Annotated in this window: 18 protein-coding genes; 7 read left to right on the forward strand and 11 right to left on the reverse strand. The window is 46.3% G+C overall.

Features of this window, described 5'->3' with window-relative positions; translation table 11 throughout:
* Nucleotides 1-45: 45 nt before the first annotated feature.
* The 4 genes from ACFQZE_RS08140 to ACFQZE_RS08155 all read right to left on the reverse strand — a co-directional run bounded on the left by ACFQZE_RS08140 (nucleotide 46) and on the right by ACFQZE_RS08155 (nucleotide 1,327).
* Nucleotides 46-300 (reverse strand): DUF3892 domain-containing protein, encoded by a 255-nt coding sequence (locus ACFQZE_RS08140; RefSeq protein WP_379355639.1) that lies wholly within the window; start codon nucleotides 298-300, stop codon nucleotides 46-48.
* Nucleotides 301-369: 69 nt separating this feature from the next.
* Entirely contained in the window at nucleotides 370-519 is a 150-nt protein-coding gene (locus ACFQZE_RS08145; RefSeq protein WP_379355641.1) for a hypothetical protein, read from the reverse strand.
* Between the two features lie 83 nt (nucleotides 520-602).
* Nucleotides 603-1,046: a hypothetical protein gene (locus ACFQZE_RS08150; RefSeq protein ID WP_379355643.1), complete on the reverse strand. Its 444-nt coding sequence runs from the start codon at nucleotides 1,044-1,046 to the stop codon at nucleotides 603-605.
* On the reverse strand, nucleotides 1,043-1,327 hold the full coding sequence (locus ACFQZE_RS08155; protein WP_379355645.1) for a hypothetical protein: 285 nt from the start codon (nucleotides 1,325-1,327) through the stop codon (nucleotides 1,043-1,045). Before ACFQZE_RS08155 ends, ACFQZE_RS08150 begins: the two co-directional genes overlap by 4 nt.
* 175 nt (nucleotides 1,328-1,502) lie before the next feature.
* Here ACFQZE_RS08155 and ACFQZE_RS08160 point away from each other — a divergent pair, with 175 nt between their 5' ends.
* The gene (locus ACFQZE_RS08160) at nucleotides 1,503-2,087 is read left to right on the forward strand and encodes a hypothetical protein (RefSeq protein WP_379355647.1); all 585 of its coding nucleotides are present in this window, start codon (nucleotides 1,503-1,505) and stop codon (nucleotides 2,085-2,087) included.
* A 14-nt stretch (nucleotides 2,088-2,101) separates the two neighbouring features.
* On the opposite strand, the gene ACFQZE_RS08165 is transcribed toward ACFQZE_RS08160, so the two are convergent.
* Both ACFQZE_RS08165 and ACFQZE_RS08170 read right to left on the reverse strand, forming a co-directional pair.
* On the reverse strand, nucleotides 2,102-2,809 hold the full coding sequence (locus tag ACFQZE_RS08165; RefSeq protein WP_379355649.1) for an alpha/beta fold hydrolase: 708 nt from the start codon (nucleotides 2,807-2,809) through the stop codon (nucleotides 2,102-2,104).
* A 128-nt stretch (nucleotides 2,810-2,937) separates the two neighbouring features.
* Entirely contained in the window at nucleotides 2,938-3,159 is a 222-nt protein-coding gene (locus ACFQZE_RS08170) for an alpha/beta-type small acid-soluble spore protein (RefSeq protein ID WP_379355651.1), read from the reverse strand.
* Between the two features lie 348 nt (nucleotides 3,160-3,507).
* On the opposite strand from ACFQZE_RS08170, the gene ACFQZE_RS08175 reads away from it, so the two are divergent.
* The 3 genes from ACFQZE_RS08175 to ACFQZE_RS08185 all read left to right on the forward strand — a co-directional run bounded on the left by ACFQZE_RS08175 (nucleotide 3,508) and on the right by ACFQZE_RS08185 (nucleotide 4,652).
* On the forward strand, nucleotides 3,508-3,771 hold the full coding sequence (locus ACFQZE_RS08175; RefSeq protein WP_379355653.1) for a translation initiation factor 2: 264 nt from the start codon (nucleotides 3,508-3,510) through the stop codon (nucleotides 3,769-3,771).
* A 251-nt stretch (nucleotides 3,772-4,022) separates the two neighbouring features.
* Complete coding sequence (locus tag ACFQZE_RS08180) at nucleotides 4,023-4,157, forward strand: hypothetical protein (protein WP_379355655.1); 135 nt, start codon at nucleotides 4,023-4,025, stop codon at nucleotides 4,155-4,157.
* Between the two features lie 39 nt (nucleotides 4,158-4,196).
* Entirely contained in the window at nucleotides 4,197-4,652 is a 456-nt protein-coding gene (locus ACFQZE_RS08185) for a hypothetical protein (protein ID WP_379355657.1), read from the forward strand.
* Between the two features lie 70 nt (nucleotides 4,653-4,722).
* On the opposite strand, the gene ACFQZE_RS08190 is transcribed toward ACFQZE_RS08185, so the two are convergent.
* The gene (locus ACFQZE_RS08190) at nucleotides 4,723-4,851 is read right to left on the reverse strand and encodes an IS3 family transposase (RefSeq protein WP_379355659.1); all 129 of its coding nucleotides are present in this window, start codon (nucleotides 4,849-4,851) and stop codon (nucleotides 4,723-4,725) included.
* 258 nt (nucleotides 4,852-5,109) lie between these two features.
* Here ACFQZE_RS08190 and ACFQZE_RS08195 point away from each other — a divergent pair, with 258 nt between their 5' ends.
* On the forward strand, nucleotides 5,110-5,502 hold the full coding sequence (locus ACFQZE_RS08195; protein WP_379355661.1) for a hypothetical protein: 393 nt from the start codon (nucleotides 5,110-5,112) through the stop codon (nucleotides 5,500-5,502).
* 78 nt (nucleotides 5,503-5,580) lie between these two features.
* Here ACFQZE_RS08195 and ACFQZE_RS08200 read toward each other — a convergent pair whose 3' ends face one another.
* From ACFQZE_RS08200 to ACFQZE_RS08210, 3 genes are read right to left on the reverse strand one after another with little or no spacing between them, the layout of a single operon-like run.
* Nucleotides 5,581-5,841, reverse strand: coding sequence for a YolD-like family protein (locus ACFQZE_RS08200; RefSeq protein WP_379355663.1), 261 nt, complete (start codon nucleotides 5,839-5,841; stop codon nucleotides 5,581-5,583).
* 15 nt (nucleotides 5,842-5,856) lie between these two features.
* Nucleotides 5,857-6,324 carry a YhjD family protein gene (locus tag ACFQZE_RS08205; RefSeq protein ID WP_379355665.1) on the reverse strand — a complete coding sequence of 156 codons (468 nt, stop codon included), beginning with the start codon at nucleotides 6,322-6,324 and terminating at the stop codon, nucleotides 5,857-5,859.
* Entirely contained in the window at nucleotides 6,321-7,580 is a 1,260-nt protein-coding gene (locus tag ACFQZE_RS08210; RefSeq protein WP_379355667.1) for a DNA polymerase IV, read from the reverse strand. The genes ACFQZE_RS08205 and ACFQZE_RS08210 overlap by 4 nt, the downstream gene beginning before the upstream one ends.
* 249 nt (nucleotides 7,581-7,829) lie before the next feature.
* On the opposite strand from ACFQZE_RS08210, the gene ACFQZE_RS08215 reads away from it, so the two are divergent.
* The gene (locus ACFQZE_RS08215; RefSeq protein ID WP_379355669.1) at nucleotides 7,830-8,468 is read left to right on the forward strand and encodes a hypothetical protein; all 639 of its coding nucleotides are present in this window, start codon (nucleotides 7,830-7,832) and stop codon (nucleotides 8,466-8,468) included.
* Between the two features lie 163 nt (nucleotides 8,469-8,631).
* On the opposite strand, the gene ACFQZE_RS08220 is transcribed toward ACFQZE_RS08215, so the two are convergent.
* On the reverse strand, nucleotides 8,632-14,568 hold the full coding sequence (locus ACFQZE_RS08220) for a glycosyl hydrolase family 8 (protein ID WP_379355671.1): 5,937 nt from the start codon (nucleotides 14,566-14,568) through the stop codon (nucleotides 8,632-8,634).
* A 234-nt stretch (nucleotides 14,569-14,802) separates the two neighbouring features.
* Between ACFQZE_RS08220 and ACFQZE_RS08225 the strand changes: the two genes are divergently transcribed.
* Nucleotides 14,803-18,492 carry a metallophosphoesterase gene (locus tag ACFQZE_RS08225; RefSeq protein WP_379355673.1) on the forward strand — a complete coding sequence of 1,230 codons (3,690 nt, stop codon included), beginning with the start codon at nucleotides 14,803-14,805 and terminating at the stop codon, nucleotides 18,490-18,492.
* The last annotated feature ends 179 nt before the right edge of the window (nucleotides 18,493-18,671 follow it).

The following is an 18,671-nucleotide window of genomic DNA, read 5'->3' on the forward strand; positions in this document are numbered from 1 at the left end:
GCCGTTTTTTTCAAGCGAAATGAACTTGTTTGAGTGTTAAACTCCTTAAAATAACGGAAGCTGATCCAGGTTGTTGGTTGGATCTCCGTCGGCATCGCCACGAATATACGTTTCTCCGTCTCTTCCTTTAAACGCGTTAACGCCTGCAAGACGTCCCGCTTGAACCTCTTGAAGTGCTGCTGCATAATCCAGTTCGCGGCCAGAGGACGTTTTGAATGCGGTCAAGTCTCCATCGCCGTTTTTCTGTACGGCTACGATGGATTCGCGGCTCTCTGCTGCCTCGTTATTCACTTGGTCCATGTTGCTTTCCTCCTTCATCATGGGAGTTGCATCCATTCAAGAGGTAGCATGCCCCAAGCGCCCTTCCCGCTATTCCTTTATTTTTCTTTGCCAAATAAACGTTTCGTCGTATTCCCATGTATCTCTTTGGATTAACCGGGCCAGCAAGCCAATAAGTATTCCTACAATGCCAAACAATCCTATAAGCCAGATCACTAAATAAGCAGCCTGTTCCGCCATCCCGATCGCCCCCTATGCCGTTTCTATCACCATATGCGGCAATAAGGAGCAATAGTCTGGGCAATAACTTTGCCATTTCCCGTTTATTTGGCGGGTTCATCCAAAAATCCATCCACCATTCGTTCCACTTGCTTGAATTGCTCCTGATCGGGCCCAATCATAAAATAAACAATCATCACATTGTTAATAAAATAATATTGAGGCAAAAAGCTGAGATGAACCGTCTGAGCCTTTATCGCCTTAAATCCGTGCACCAATTGTTCCTCAGAATCAAAGCAATAAACATAAAGCTTCTCATCCCCAGCAAGCAGATAAGCGCTTTGCGTTTTCAGCCCTTCTGTTTGAAGCTGGTAATCATCCAGCAGCGTGCCCGGCTTAACGTCGAGTCGGTATTCCTCCAATTTCTGTTCAGTCCATTGCTGATCCATTAAATGAAGCTCTTTCAAGTGCTCGTTGGAGCAGCCGGCAAGGATGAACACCGCGATGAGTAGAGTAAAAAAGCTTCTTCTTACATGCCTTTTCTTCATTTTACAGCCCCCTTGTTCCGCTTGGCGGCGATGAAGCTTCTTATAAGCATATAAACAGCTGTTGTTCCAATAAAAAGGATACCTTGTACGATCCATCCATAATGATCTACTACGCCAAATTCCACTTGGCTTTGCAAATGATCTACATTTTCGTAACTTTCCAAAATGGCCGGGCTGTAGTTTTTAGTCAAAATAAAACCTTGAATTATCGCCCAAAGTACATAACCGGCTTGCAGCACTGCACTAAGCAGCAATCCTTCCCATAAAAACCTCCATCTCAAGTTGCTTAACCTCCTAATGCCATATGTATTTTTATATTTCCTATCTAACTTACTTACGCCTAGTCATGGCAAAAAGTTAATAAACCAGTGCAGACCATTTAAACAAACGATGGTTCATATGTAATAAGTTATGTTAGGATGAAAGTGGGATTGCAGGATAAAGGAGGTTCTACACATGGTCGGTACTATTATTATTATATTCATCTGCTTGGTCGTCTTCTGTATTTCGGTAAGTGTACTAGGGATTCAATTGGCCTCAAAACATCGGCGCAACAAGTACGACAGGCGCGGCAATCATTCTAGAAATGTAGAAAACATACAATACAATTTTACTATTTCCCACACCGTTAAAAAAAGAAAACATGGAAAAGCCGACGATGATGGTGATGATTACATTCATTCGACCAGCACCTGGTCCAGCAGCGAACACAACGGCAGCAGCCGATCTGGCGGCGGCTGGTTCGGCGGCGGAGACAGCGGCAACAGCCGATCTGGAAGTGGTTCGTTCAGCAATGAAGACAGCGGCAACAGCCGATCTGGAAACGACTCGTTCAGCAACGAAGACAGCGGCAACAGCCGATCTGGCGGCGGCTGGTTCGGCAGCGAAGACAGCGGCAGCAGCAAATCTGGCGGCGGCTGGTTCGGCGGCGGAGACAGCGGTGGCAGCAGCGGATCTGGCGGCTGGTCGGGTGGAGACAGCGGCAGCAGTGGCGGGTCAAGCGGCAGTGATGGCGGCGGTGGCGGTGGCGGCGGGGATTAAACCATCCCCGTCCCCTATTTTTGCAAAAAGTTTTTTATGGTTTGAAAAAGGAGTTCTTTTTCCACGCTTCTAATGTCATGGGCGGAATGTTCAAAACCTACAACGGTGGCATTAGAGGCTCGTTTTATGTATCGATCCACGTCAAGCTCGCTTAGCAAGCTTCCCTCTTGCAAACCTCGCAAAAGAAGCATTTTCTTGTCCATTGTAAAATCAAAATGAATTTGTTCGGATTCCCGCTGAATTCCCCATACCGCTTCTGAACGAATATGTCCTGTTCTTTTATTAGGAATAAGATAATTGCCGATATAATTTTCGGCCCAATCCTCTGTCATGGCTTTATGTTCGGGCGGATAGTCCTGCAGCAGTATTGAAGCCACCTTTTCCGAATTTTGCTGTAAGTACCCTAGTGCATAAGATACGCCCCTTGAATAGGCGTATAGATGAAATAGATGCAGCCCCGCAGCTTGCGCCACACTATCCAAATCCGAAACATGCTCTTTTAACCCATAGCCGGCAAATGGCGTTTCACTTTTCCCCCTGCCCCTGTATGACAAAACAACACATCTTCTGGGAGCCAAATAAGCGATAAGCTCCTCATATTCCTCTGCCCTCTCCGAAAGGCCCGGACTAATGAAAAGGGGCACTTCAGAGCTTGTTCCTTCCGAATCCAAATAATGAAGGCGAACGCCATTGTTATCCACAAACTTTGATTGCAGCGTCATCCCTTTTCCTCCCACTACTGCTTTTTTTAACAACTATACCCTTTTTCGGGTTTGCGGGATAGAAAAAAATGCGCAGGCCAAAATAAAAAGCCCCTCGGCTCAAAAGAACCGAAGGGCTTAAGTGTTACTTAGAAGTTGCGTTGGCCACCGCTAAGTTGTTGCTCAGCAATTTGAACCAATTTTTGCGTGATGTAGCCACCGATGGAACCCGCTTCACGAGTCGACAGGTTACCATTGTAACCGTCAGGTTGAAGCGCAACGCCCAGTTGGGAAGCTGCTTCTGCTTTCAGTTGGTTAATTGCTGCTTTTGCTTGAGGTACGATCAATTGGTTTGAACTGTTTCTGCTCATGTGTGTGTCACTCCTTAGTTGGATGTGACTATATTTTGTGACGTTTTTGAAAATATATGCGGCCTTGTAGAAATTTTTTTTAAAGCAACTGGATTGGGGTTGTTTTTGCCGTAAATACGGGAGAAATTTGGCTTAGAAACACTTGAACAATTCATCCCTTCATTCGGACGTTGTTGAAAATGCTGTTCCAATTGTCAGCCGTTTAAAAGAACTGTGTGAGAAGAAGCTGACCATTTTATTGAACATGTCCTAATGGTCAAACGCATATATTTCTAAAGGGAAACGCCCTGACGTTTAAGAGCATGCATTATAAGTAACTATGCCCCTTATAAAAGGAGTGGGATTTAAATGGATCAGAATAAGCAAAGCGAGCAGCAAGCCCGTTTAAGGGATATACATATAGCGCGAATTTCCTTTATTGGGGTTTCCATCGTAACCATCGGCGACGGCATAAGCACTTTAGCCGCAGGACTTGCTCTAGAAGCCCTTGAACATGATTTTGAGCAAAGAAGCCATCGTCCTCCCCGCGACTTGAACCAATTTGCAATGGCCAAAAAAAATCTGGATCATTATATTCATGAGTTAATTCAGTTTAGAAAGATGATTCCTTAGGTAGGGAGACATTTTTTGTAGCTAAATGATAAGGATTTAACTAGTCCGTGCTCCCTTGTGGTCAACGGGCTTTTTGGATTGGCTTTTTAAACATGAAACTTTTACCTGCGGGAAGTTTTTAATTCTGGTAAAGTAAAGGGGATTTTGTATTTCGAAAAGGTAATTGAATCACGCCTGAAACCTTTTGGCTTACGGGCTTTAGGTTTCCATATCATTTTTGAAGCACTATTTGAAGAAGGAGACCTACTAGCATGAAGGCTAGAATACTAGAAGTTGAAGATGAAATAAATGATTTAGTCACTGAAGTTGTGGTGCCGTTACGTCATAAAGAGATTAACGAAGAAGGTTTCAGGAAGCTGTTTACCGGCACTAGTATTTCATTTTGAGATCATGTAGATGACAGTTTTATTTTTGAAGGAGGAAGAATGACAATTAAAAATGTCTTAAAAATCCCCTTATTATTGGTGTTAATTTTGCTACTTGTAAGTTGCTCAAACACTCAAAAAAGTCTAGACGTAAAGGACATACTGATTGATAAAGGCATGGATATACAAATTACTGATAATAGGACGAATATTGAATGGCTTGCAAACAATGAATGGGAAACTCAATATTTCACAATATCCAATAATCCAGGTAGATTAGCCGTTCTTCATTTTAAAAACGAGGAGCATCAAAAAAAATCCTTCCTTGGGCTTAAAAAAGAGCACTCTGAAAAAATTGCACAAGATTTCTATGCGTTTTACCAGGCTAATGACTATCTAATCGTTTATTACTCCGATACTATCATTGATCAAGAACCAGGTATTTCTTTCGTTGATGGAAAAATCAATGCAGCAGTTCAAAAGTACAGGGCCGTTTTTCAAAAAGAAAAGAAATAAAAAAAGCCCGCTAACTATTACGGGTGAACGTAACCTGATTTGTAGACAGTTTATAAAAGGACCTTGTGGACTAAGCCGTCAAAAGATGACTTCTGAATTCATCAGTAGTCATCTTTTTTAATGTCCATTGGCAGCGATCTGAATTGTAATACCCGATGTATTCATTTACTCGCAAATGCTGCCCATTAACTAATCCCACTTAATCAAGAATAATGACGCAAAGTAAAACAAGCTCGCACTCCATATTTTACAAACTCACCCTAATTGCATATATTGATTTCCTTATTTTTATAAAAAATCAATTAATTATCATATTACATCATAATTAGTAATAGTAGTACAATAAGCAAGCGTCAACTATGCGATCCTTTTTAGTAGAAAGGAGTTAAAAATCCTCCACTAGCGGGGATAAACTGGAATAATAAACGATTTCCCAAAAATACCGAGGAGGATAAGTATGAAAAACAAACTTAGAATTATTGGACTTACTTTGCTTATATGGTTAGTTGGGTCAAGTGCTGTTTCAGCGAACAGTGACGTCTTATCCTTATATGTTACTGCCTACAATCAGGGTACTGCTAGCGGCACAATTCAAGGACATGGTCAGTTTGGTCAAGTGACAGTAAGCTCGCATGGTAATGGCACTGCTTATTTAGTTGTACACCAAACATGCCCCGCTGAAGGTCCCCTTGCTGGTACCCATGGAATTGCATTTGAAAAAGTGGGGAACGGTTCTGCAACATACAACATAAAACTGCATTCAAATTGTTCTTACCAACTGTCCATTAAAGCCGAAAGCAACAATTCTTCTCACGCGGCAACAGGTGTATTACGTAAATACCCACTGTAATAAGTGATTCATATCGTAAAATTAAAAACACCTTTATCAGGTGTTTTTTTATTTCTTATTGTCGCTTCAGGTACTTTATTAATAATCAGCTCCAGCATTTTGGAGGGACATAATATCCATAAAAGGAACTTTTGTAATTTCGCCATGTTGCTCAACATGAACAAGTTTTGTACGGGAATCCATATGCACGATTCGACCTTGAACCGGCTCCTCCCAGTTCCAGACATCCATCCGAACCGTCGCTTCCTCTTGGTGAGCTTCGACTAGCCGTTCGCCTAATTCTTCCAGTACATATTCGTCCCTCGTCGGCCGTTTCGGTTTTGCGGTTCCCTTTGCCATAGTCTAGTTATCTCCTCATTGTTTTTTCAGCTGCATTCCGATTTCTTTCGTATACTGGGTCATACGAACGACGATCTCGTTTCGCAATGCTTCTCGTACAATACCGAATCTTTCTTCATATCCCCGACAAAAATATCGGTAATACAAAATTCCCTCTTCGGTCTCCTCACCAGCCACCTTTATGTTTTTACCTTTGAGCTCGCGTTTTACAGCATAATAATCATCCGTTACTCTTCGCCTTAAATACTCCATGCATCGTACCATTACACTCTTTAAAGCTACCTGTATAACGGCCATCTCATGTAAACTTTTTTCGATCATTTCGAGCATGTACGGATACATGATATAATCTCTAATCTGAGTCATTTCCTCTAGAGTTGGCCGCCCCGTCAGCTTTGGCTCATGACGTTTATCATACTGCTCTTTATGCTCGGTAAGCAACATTTTCGTTTTCCATCTCTCGTTGCCGTCTAATTTGCTCATTTAAAGTGACCTCCGATCTGTTCCGCACGCTCACGAGCCACTCCCGCATCCAACAACGACGATGCCCGCATAATGGCCGCATCTCCAAAACGATCCTTTATTCCGTCCGCTGTCCGCTCCAGGTTATAAATTTTGGCCCGATCGTCAAATAGGTCGAGCTGCTGCACTTCGTCGCTCGATAGTTGGGTTAGCGCAATCATGACATGGCTCGTCGGCAGCCCTTGCCAATGCTCGTCAAAGAGGCGCAGTACGGCAGCCGTCACCTCATGTGTTAAATTAGTCGGATGCGGCAGCGTACATTGTCGGTTGAACACGTTTGCCCGATGTCCGTCCGATTCACCGATCCCTAAAGACACGACACGTCCTTGCACGCCCATATCGCGGGCTCGGCGACACACCTCCATGCATATTTCCAAAATAACGACCTCCACGTCTTCTTTACGGGTATAGAGCGATGCGCGCAAAGTTTTACCGTTATTTACGGATTTTAATGCCCCTCTAATCGACGGTACGACCGGGCTGGGGTCTATGCCGCGTGCAGTTTGCCAATAATACTCCGCTTGGATATCCGATTGTTTGCCCATCATGCGCCGCATTAATTGTTTAAAATCCGCCAGCTCCATCCGGGCGATATCGCCAATCGTATGAATTCCACGCAGAACAAAGCGCTGGGTCATCCGGTTAGCCACCATGAACATTTTATGGACAGGCAGCGGCCACAAATCCCGTTCGATGTTATGTTGATTTAAGCTATAAATACCGTCAGGCCGCTTTTTGGAAAAGTTGTCGGTCGCCGTTTTGGCGAGAATTTTGGTTGGTCCGATGCCGACCCGCGACCATACTCCGGTCGATAAAAGTACGCGCTGCTGTATTTGACGAGCAATGTCTTCCGCCGATCCGTAAATTCCAACCGAGCCGGTCACATCCAAAAACTGCTCATCAATGGAGTACGGTTCAACTAAGTCGGTAAATGATTCAAATATTTCCGTTATTAAAAGAGAAACGGTAATGTAATGCTGCATCCGCGGCTTGATCACGATTAAATCGGGACATAGCGCAAGTGCCTCCCCAACCCTGCTTGCTGTCGTCACGCCTCGCTCTTTGGCTATGGAGCAAGCCGCAAGAATGATTCCGCTTCTACGAGACGGATCGGCGACCGCAACAGGTTTATCCTTATATTCCGGGTGAGCTGCTTTTTCTATTGATGCATAAAACGCCTGACCATCTACGAGCAAAATTGAGCGGTCCTGTTGCATAAGCAAACCCTGCCTTTCGAACATACGTTCTGTATCCGTATTTATTATACACAGAACATACGTTCTTGATGCAAGGAATATTTATATCCTATTTCTTACAAAGCAAAAAAAGCAGCGGATTAGACTTCACTGCTCCTCCATTTTAAAGCCTGGATTATTTTAAGCCTACTTCAGACTTTTTTATTTTGATAGGCATATTTGGAAGGTTGTAGTAATATATAGGATAAATTACCCACTTGGAGGCACACGATGAAAAAACTTCTTATAACAGTCACAGCAACTTTGACCCTGCTCTTATCTGCATGCGGGGCTTCGGAGTCAAAAGATCCAGCAAGAAATGAAACCCAGGATGTCGGGGAAACAGTATCTGAAGCAGCGAATCCAGCCACGACAAATAGAAAATATATGGAAGTAAACAAAGGGCTGTTTAGTAACAAGATCACGATACCGGCAAGTATGCTTGAAGGTCAGGATTTTGACCAAGTTACTGCTGAGGCCAAAAAAAATGGAGCCGACGAGGTTACAAAAAATGAAGATGGATCAATCACTTACAAAATATCAAAATCCGCGTATAAAAGCATACTGAAAGAATATGAGAAAATCGTGCTTGATTATGTAAAAAAATTGAAGACTGGCGAACTATTTGAGTCTATCAAAGACGTGAATCATAATAAATCTTTTTCCGAGTTTACCCTGATCGTAGACCGAACAACATATGATAGTGAAATAGATGGTATGGCATCTGAAGCTATTGCATATGCCGCATCGCCTTACCAAGTCTACAGCGGCGTATCGTCAGAGAAAATGAAGATTACGGTTAGCATCCAAGATGAAGCGACCAAAGAGATTTTTGAAACGAGGGTTTTTCCTGAAGCGTCTGAGCAGTAAGGCTGCCTCCGGGCAGTTTATGCAACTTGTTTGATTGCCTCGAATAAAATCTATGTTGCGTATCCGCACATCCCCTCATTTTGGAAAAGGGGCTGTCCTGCGAGACAGCCCTAACCACAATAAATATAACTTCAATTTTACACTGACTATCCTTACAATACGATTATTCAGCCTTCATAAGATTAAGTAATCTTAATGCAATGACAATAGCTTCAGCTCTCGTAGCCTCGCCATTCGGAATATATTTGTTGCCGCCCCGTCCGTTCACAATGCCAAGCTCTTTAAGCGCATCAATCGCTCCTTTGGCCCATGACGGAATATCCCCATCATCCGCAAAACCGTTTGCATGGCTGGAATCAGTCCCTAGTCCGATGGCTCTAGCAATCATGGCTGCCATTTCGGCACGGGTAATGGCTCTTCCTGGTTGGAAGGTACCATCCGAATAGCCGTTAATAATTCCCGCTTCCACAGCTGCCGCTATACTTTCTTTGGCCCACAAGCCAATTTTACTTTCATCCTTGAACTCAAATGAAGTTCCGTTGCTCCGAAGATTGAACACTCTAGCCAAAATAACGGCAAATTCCGCTCTTGTCATCCCTTTGTCCGGCCTGAATGTTTCATCCTCGTAACCTTTAATAATTCCTTTCTCAACAGCCCGGCGTATATCTTTCTCAGCCCAGTGCTTCTGAATATCTTTAAACTGTGGAAGCTCCTGCTCTGACGGATTTTTAGGCTCTTCGCTCGGATCTTTCGGCGTCACCGATCCGCCTGTTGAGGAAGTTGTGACCAGCCTCATATTGCTCGACTTCGACGCGTTGCCTGCCGCATCGTATGCCATCACTACATAAGCATATTGCTTACTGGCCGATAACCCGGTATCGCGGTATTCCAACTTATTTGTCGTTGCAATTAATTTTCCGTCCCGGTACACTTCATATTTGGCAACTCCCAAATTATCCGTCGCAGCCAGCCACTTCAAATCGATCGCCGAACTGGAAGCGGCATTGGCATAATGGACAACCGGCGCAGACGGCGCCTCCGTATCGACAAATGTCGGCGACCACCAGTTGCCTGACACAACGATCGCACTGAGCATACGAATGTTGTTGCCGAAGTAGATTTCTTCTTCCGTGTCAATGGCTGCGCTGTAGTCCCACAGATCGTTTAGCCATTGCTGATTGGAAGCATCGATTGCCGCACTGACCATAAATGGAGCTATAAACGTAATATCCTGCCACTCGTCTGCCTGGGATGGCTGCAATCCCGATGAACCGTCCAGCTTATATCCCGAGAAAATACGGCTCGGATCGTTGCCTGCCTTCTCGCGAATCCATTTATTCATCGTCGTCAATTGATCCTTGGCCCGTTTGTCTCCCGTTACCAAATAATCGGTCGCGATTCTCCACGGCACCCGGGAAGAATTGTAGTAGTAGTCGCCGTCATGGTCCGACTCCAGCCAGTTCGGCGTCGCCGGAACAAAGCTGTTTCCGTTTTTGATAACAAAATCCGGAAGCAAACCTGCATTCGGGCTATACGTTTTATACATATGGTTAATCAAATTGTACGTTCCGGCAACGGTGGAATCCCAACCGCCGTCTCCCGTTACCGTTCCGAAATCCTTCATATGCTGCAGCATAAAGTCGGACGGTCTAGTCGCTCCCGCATATTTGCCGGAGGTAGCCCAGTCGGCAATTCTTAATGTCCAGTCGGTTTTGTACACCTCGCTGTACATAATGGCTTCGATCATTTGTTTCGCCTCTGCCAAATAATTAATTTCTCCTTGGCTTCCCCATTGCTGATCAGCCAGCAGCAGAGAATAAGCAATGTCCAAATCGCCATCCGTAGCCGAATCTACCCCGCTGACGCTCTTAATTTCGTTACCTGTATCGCCTTGACGCCAAGCCATAAGCTGGGGATTAATCTCACTTGGAAACGCTCTGAAATAACGATACAAAGCGTCGTAATCCGCTTGTGTCTCCGGATCATGGCCCGCCATTAATGCGGTGATCAACATCCCGTAGCCATGTGCTTCCGAAGCGGTAATCGGGAAAAAGGTGAGTCCGTTCTCCGTTTCCCAATCATTCGGATCGTTGATGTCAAGATCGTCCGTATACCATACATACTTTTGCGAAGCATTATATGGGTTGGACTTTAAATATTTTGCTTTCCATTCTTTGTACAGACGAATGACCGTAGCGTCCATTTCCGCTTGCGTAATATGATTAGGTTTAATGGATCCTCCCGCATAAGCAGGATGCTGCGGGAATGGCTTATGCGGCCCCTCGCCCGCTACCGGGTCCTTCGTCTTGACATGAGCCGTATTGCTCGCAAGCGATTCGATGCCGACGGAATTGATCGCCTTGACATAATAGTTGTACGTAGCGCCCGCTTTCAGTCCGCTGTCCGTAAAGGAGGTGACTGACGGCGGCGTATGCCCGATTTTCATATTATTGCGGTATACATCATATCCGGAGACGACAACATTGCCTGCGGATGCCGTCCAGCTTACTTGTACTTGGAAGGAAGATGCCGCTTTGGCGGTCATATTCGTTGGCGCGGATGGCGGCTCATTCTCGTTGGGCCCCTCCATCGTCGTGACTTCAACCGGATCTGAATTAATCCTTGCGCCAACCGCCTTCACAATAAAATCATATTTTTTAGCCGGATTTAGTCCCTCAATCGTGTAGCTGTACGCTGTCTTTCCTTGCGCAACTGGAACATAGATGCTCCAATGCGTCGATACTTTATCGTTTTTCTCATAAACTCTGAAGCCTCTTACCGGCTCCTTGCTGTCGGAAGGGGCTTGCCATGTAAGAACAGCCTTATCCCCCTGCATCTCTACTTTGACTTGCTCGGCTTTATCCGGTTTAACGTCCGTTCGTTTAATGCCATATTGATCGTATTTGAACAATCCGTTGCCGACTGTGCCAGGCTGGCCTTCGTCAGCAGCCGCAGCCGTATAAGATTTTATCCCCAGCACCTGCTCCGTAACCGATACATCTGTAAACATTTTTTTGCCAGGCTGTTCGTTTACGTCCGCGAAGAAATGATCATAAGGAATCGGATTTCCGTGCTCATCTTTTTTGATAACGGGATTCCAATTCTCATCAAATTCATGCAGCCACTGCTGCTTTTGGTAGAACTTATTGCCCATGGCGTTAGGCATGAGATATACGGTTCCTTTTGGATTGACCGCATTGCCGTCCGCATCAAACTCAATGTCAGACTTTGAAACGACCTTATTGCCGTACATTTGGAACGATCTCATATACATATGATCGTGAGCTTCGAACACCATGTCGATGCCCATTTCATCAAACACAGGTGTCAAATGCTGTCTGTAAAATTGTACTCGCGAGTCTTCATACAATGCAGAATTGTCGCCTGATGCGTAAGGACTCTTGTGGAACGTAACGAATTTCCACTTCTTATCCGTCTTGGCTACCGTATTCCGCATCCAATCGACTTGCGCCCGAAACTCCGGGTCTTCCCAATCGATGTCCTTGCCATTGGCGGCAAGCCCGCCTTGATATTGTGAATTGAACACCATATATAACGCATCGCCGTATTCAAAAGAATAGACGGACCCTGGATGCGTACCCGCAACAACTTGCTTAGGCACATTGAAGTGATAATAGAAATTATCGTTGTCCGTTGTGACATCGCCATCGTAATCGTTCACTTCATGTCCGCCAAGAACCGGAACATAGGGAACCTTCAGGAACGAGTCCTCCGCGACATTGAACATCCATTGCCATTGGCTCTCCAGATCGCCGTTATCAACGAGATCACCTGCTACAATTAGAAACTTGGGATCTCCTATGAAATCAGCAGCTTTTCTAAATGTGTCTCCCCATGGCTCAAAGCCGGATAAGCTCGACGATTGCGAATCGGCCCCGACAATAAACCGATAGTCCTGATGCTCTGCCATATCGGTCGTGAACGAGCCGATCGGGCTCCACGATCCCGCTTCCCCGTTTCCAAGCCGGAATTTGTAGGTTGTGCCCGGCTCCAGTCCAGAAGCAATTACTTTATGGCTGAAAAATGTAGATTTATTTTGAGTGCTCCTGTCGTTAGGCACCATAAAGGTTTTAACCTCTTCTTCGAAGCCAGTAAAAACCATCGCTCCGGTTTCAGGGAATACGTTTCCGGATACCGCGGAAGCTTCGACGACTTCTGCAACCGAGCCCGTCTTTTTGTCGGTATACCAAGCGAAGCCCATATTTGTTCTCGGATCTCCATTAAAGGTCATGTTGAACAGTTTAGGTTTCACAGGCGATTCATTGATCTTGAAACTCCACGAGATGTCGCGAATAAGAGGTGAGTTATCCATGCCGCTAACCTTTTCCTTAGGAATCGTTACAGTGTACGTATGGTCATAAGTAAAATGAGGATGGCTGAGCTGCAATTGGTTTCCTCCAACAACCTGGGCCTCCACATTTGCCATAGCCTTATTGTTCTGATCGATAATCGTAATTGGATAACCGGCGCCCAGCTTAACCGCTTTGTTGAACTTCACCGTTACAGGCGCATCGTTCATCACTTGAACAGCGTTATGTTTGGGACTTTTCACGAGATCAAGCGTCGGCACGACAATTTCCGATCCCGGGATCATTTCCCCTGAAATGCGGATATCTCTAATTCTGCTGGAGCCTGCTCCGCCAATTCCACCCGCGACGCCGTTCGTATTTACATTGGAGCTGACGATCCAGCGCAAATACAACAGATCGGATTGATTCGCTTCGGACGGCAGCGGAACATCTTTCAATTTACATGCTTGATTAGCGCAATTAAAGTTAGAAACGGACATTTTCAAATTCGTATTTGGCACATCCGTCCATTCCGCATTGTTCGTACTCATCTGCAGCTTGAAGTCACGCGGACCGGAGCCGGATGAATTTTGCTCGGACGATACGATAATATTTTGAAAACCTTTGGTCGGCACAGTGACCTGCCAATATTTTTTGTTCTCTCCGTTATCCCAGCCCTGATAGCTGATCGCCGATTCGCCTGTATTTACCGCTTCGAATATGCCTCCCACGTTTTGAAGCGCGGCCGCTTCTTTATAGACGCCATTCGTCGCAGCGATAACGCCGTCTTCGCCATTATTCGCAATCTGCCACGAGGCCAGCACAGCTTGGGCCGTACTTTTCGTTGTGGCCTGAATCTCGTTGCTCCTATCCGATTCATTATTTGCGGCATCGAAAGCGGTCACATAATAATTGTACGTTGTGCCGATTGCTAGCCCTGTATCCGTGTAGGAAGGAGTCTGGGATGCCCCTACCTTCGCATTATTGCGATAAATGTTATAGCCTTTAACCGCAATATTGTCTGTCGATGCCGTCCATGTTAGACCGGCTGTCGTATCCGTCAGCCCATTGCCGACAAGATTGGCTGGCGCTGCCGGCTTCTCTGTATCTACCGGAGGTTCCACTCCGTCGATGGGTACACCTTTGATAACAATGTCCCGTATGTAGCTGGACCCAAATTCGCCTACTCCGCCGGGGTTTGCCACGGCATTAACAGCGGTGTTCGTAGCAACCACCCAGCGAATAAACAATTGTGTCTTGTTATCGGCCGCGGCTGGAAGCGGAAGCTCGTTTAAAACACATGGCGCGCAGGCGTAGCTGTTCGCTACCTCTACGGCGCTGTTTGCCACATCCATCCACGACGCCTGATTGTCGACGCTGATCTGCACCTTAAAATCCTTTGGCCCGGAGTTCGAGGATCTTTGCTGTGACGATATCGTTATTTGCTCAAAAGCTTCCGTTGAGAGCGAAGCCAGCCAATATTTCGTATTCACACCGTTATGCCAGCCCTGATATTTGAGATGCCTGTCTGTTGCAGACGCTTCCTCAAAGGATGGCCCGCCCGCTACCTGAAGAGAGGCGAATGGACTGTTCGTCCCTCCTGTTGCAGCTACGGCGCCAGCCGTGTGCGAAGTATTGAATGTCCACTCGGCCACCGTTCCGGTTGCCCCTGCGGCGCTTGCCGTTCCCTCAGGCGTGAACGGCGGGAAACTGGACACCATCATCATAAATGCCAACAAAACGTACATGGGGCGTGTCAGCTGTTGCTTGAGCTTTTTGCGAATTTTCATTTCCATCCCCTCACTTTTCCGTTTTTGTAAAAAGTATAAACGCTTAAACTTTCGTTATGAGTCTAACCCGATATATGTGCCTTGTCAATCGCGAAATACAGTCTTCATTTTTAAAAATTAGTAAATGGATCCCCTTATTCGCTCACCTATGTTTTTGTTTACAAATTTCGGAGGGAGAGCTTATAATCATAATTGTTTAAGCGCTTTAACTTAAATTTCGAAATGGAGGTTTGAATGATGCTGTTACACCGCAAACAAGCAACCTTGCTCCGCTGCTTTGCCGCAATCCTTTTGTCGTTATCCTTGCTGTCAGGTCCTTTGGCCCTGCCAAAAGATTCTGTACAAGCGGCAACGAAGGTCGTGCTGTCCGAATGGAAATTTGCAAATGTAAGTGAAAGCGCAACCAAATCTACTGTGAATGGCGTTGTTCAATACAAAGCGACAGGAGGCGCACTTTATACGAGCTCTGTCTTAAAAGGCATCGGCACTTCCGGAAGCTACACCTATGAAATGGCCGAAGGCAGCGTCCGCACAGCGGGATGGGACAACGGCTCGGGCAGCAAGTATTGGCTTGCGTCACTGTCAACAACCGGCTATGAAAACATCGTTTTATCATCCAAGCAATTTTCATCCAGTACAGGTCCTAAAAACTTCAAAGCACAAATCAGCACGGATATGCAAAGTTGGACGGATGTAAGCAGCAGCAATCTGGTGCTGGAAAGCACATTCTCTTGCGCCGGCAGCTCCTGTATGCTGAACGGGCTTGCTTTGCCGTCTTTGGCGAGCAATCAAACTCAGCTCTATATTCGCTGGCTGATGGATTCCAATACGAGCGTCAGCGGTTCCTCCGTCGGCAGCTCCGGCTCTAGCCGCATTAAAGATATTGTTGTCGAGGGCGAGGCTCTCTCGTCCCAATCTTCTGAAAAAGTTGCGGAATGGATTTTCGCGGGCACAGGCTCGAACGGTCTTTTCTGGGCAACCGACGGTTCGTACAAAGCCGCCTCTGCGCTCCGCGGCATCGGCAATAACCACGCCACGTATACGTATACTTCAGGCGAAAATAGCATCCGTAGCGAAGGCTGGAGCAGCGGCGCCAATCACAAATATTGGATGATCGCTCTGTCTACTAAACATTATGAAAACTTGACTCTTTCTTCCCAGCAAACTTCGTCCTCCTCCGGTCCTCGCGATTTCAAGGTTCAATACAGTACGGACCGGCTATCGTGGAACGATATTCCGAATGGCCAAGTAACGCTGAGCAATTCCAGCTTTACTTGCAGCGGCAACGCTTGCAAGCTGACCAATTTGCCTCTGCCTAATGGGGCCAGCAATCAGGACTTGCTCTATATTCGCTGGGTGATGTCCTCCAACACAAGCGTATCCGGCGGTGAAATCAACAACAGCAGCTCCAGCAGAATGAAGGATATTGTTGTGCGCGGCGTTCGAAGCAGCGGCGCAATCATCGTTAATCCTACCGTGCCGGTGCTGGAGGCTCCCGCCATGGGCGAGCAGGAAGTCGTCTCGAACGCGCCTGTTACCGTCACCTTCAACAAGTCCATTTCTCTAGTGGGCGGATATAAAGCCACCATTCAAGATCAAAGCGGCGCATCGGTAAGCGGGGTGACGGCTCAAATCGTAAACGGCAACACGTTGAAGCTTAACCATGCCAGCTTCAGCCACGGCAAAACGTACACCGTTACCATTCCAAAGCAAATGGTGAAAGGCGCCGACAATGTCTCGCCGGCCGGATCGATTATATGGAATTTCATGACGACCCCAGTAACGCCGACGCTGCTAAATATGACGTTTAATGGCGATCCCAGAACAAGCATGGCTTTCAGTTGGTATACGCCGGAAGCAGTAACGGGTACCGTTCTACAAGTTGTCCCGGCTTCCCTTGTAACCGGATCAACATTCCCTGAAGCTTCAGCCACAACGTTTATCGGCACCGCGACCATAATCGACACACTTATGACGAGTGCCGACCGCAGTTCCAATCGTACCCAAAAATTTGCGAGCCATAAAGTCATTGCCACTCATTTGACGCCGGACACAGAATATAAGTATCGCGCAGGCAACGGCGATGCGAACAACTGGGGGCCTATCGGCTCTTTCAAAACAGATTCCGCTAACAACCAAAATTTCAACTTTATTTATACGACGGACACTCAAGGCTCCTCCAAAACAAACTTTGAGCTTTGGCAAGATACGTTAAGCAGAGCTATTACTCATATCGGCAATCCGAAATTCACTATCATTACGGGAGATTTGATCGATGACGGAGATTTGGAGCAGCAATGGCAATGGTTTCTGGGAACTCCTGCGAATGAGTTGGCCAATCTTCCTATTGCTCCGGTCGTTGGCAACCACGAGGTAGAAGATTATCCGAACAACAATTTTTACAACCACTTCAATCTGCCTCAAGATGTTGGTACAGGTGCGCTCGACGGTTCGGTCTATTCCTTTGAATACGGGGACGCGCTGTTCATGACGATCAATACCCAGTACAAGGGCAGAGTTTCGCCATACAAAATCGACAGTCAGCTTCAGGCGCAAATGGATTGGCTCAGGTACACTGCGGCAAAAAGCGATAAAAAATGGAAAGTTGTCGCTATGCATAAAGGCCCGTATTCCACTGGTGCCAATACGGTAGCCGAATTTGATCGTGTCCAATTTTATCGTCAATATCTCATTCCCGTCTTTGATGAAATCGGTGTGGATCTCGTGCTGGAAGGCCATGATCATCTCTATATGAGATCGAAGCAAATGTATAATGACGCGCCCGTTACCAATGTTTCGTACGACAGCCAGGGCAACGCCGTCAATCCGAAAGGCTCTGTCTATTTGATGGGCAATACTGGGGCGGGCAAATTTTACAATATCGATCCGCAAGTGAACGACTACTTCTCTCAAGTGAATTCGCAGCCGAACAAAAAAATGTTCATCGATGTAGCCGTGACAGACAGTATTCTGACCTTCACCTCCTACACGGCTGCCAAAGGGGAGGCCATAAGCCAATACGACAAGTACAGCATTAAACGAACGGACACGAAACCGAACAAGGTAACAAACGCCAGCGCTTCCGTATCCGGCACAAACGCAACCCTTGTATGGAATGCCCCTTCAGGCGGCGCCGAATCAGCCAGAGGCTACCGGATTTACGAGGCCGACAACAAAATCGGAACGAACTGGAGCGCCTATATTGCTGCGGTCAACGGCCAATCCGCTTACAGCTACACAGTCGGTGGCGTCAATTCCTCAACCAGCTACAAGTTCATTATTAAAGCGGTAGGCGTAAGAAACAACTCGGAAGCAACCGAAGTGGTTCCCGGCAATCAAAGTTCTACCGACATAGCTGCCGTATGGAATTGGAGTGGCGTCAGCGAAAGCTCCACTCGCAAAACGGTAGGCGGAGTTATCGTATATGAAGCCACCGGCGGCATTTACAAGTCGCAATCGAACATACAGGGAATCGGAACCTCTTCCAGCTACACCTATGATAATACGGAGGGCAGTCTCCGCACCTCCGGCTGGGATAATGGATCGAATTCAAAGTATTGGCTGGCCAAAATTTCAACGGAAAATAAGAGCAACTTAACCTTGTCATCGGAGCAAATGTCTTCCAGCACCGGCCCAAGAAATTTTAAAGTACAAATAAGTACGGACACCTCCACTTGGACCGATGTGGCGGGCACCGATTTGACACTGAGCTCCAGCTTCTCTTGCTCCGGTAATGCATGCAAACTGACCGATATTCCGCTGCCTGCCTTGGCAAACAACCAAAGCACGTTATACATTCGCTGGGTGCCAACCTCCAACACAAGTGTAAGCGGCAGCGCTATCGGCAGCTCCGGCTCCAGCAGAATCCGCAACATTGTCGTTAAGGCCGGCAACAGCGCTGTCAATCCGGCACTCTCGCAGTAGTTCTACTTGCGGCAAGGTAATCGGACCATCAGACTTTATGCTGAAGCAAAAATAGCATTCCCTACGTTGTGTTCGACGACTTGTGAATCTCTTCATCATTAGCACTCATCAAAAAAGGCGTTCAATGAAGCTGAATACGCTTCGTTGAACGCCTTTTGTTAGAATTGAGCATCTGGCGG

Source organism: Paenibacillus sp. GCM10027627, from assembly GCF_042675505.1.
Classification (GTDB): Bacteria; Bacillota; Bacilli; order Paenibacillales; family Paenibacillaceae; genus Pristimantibacillus.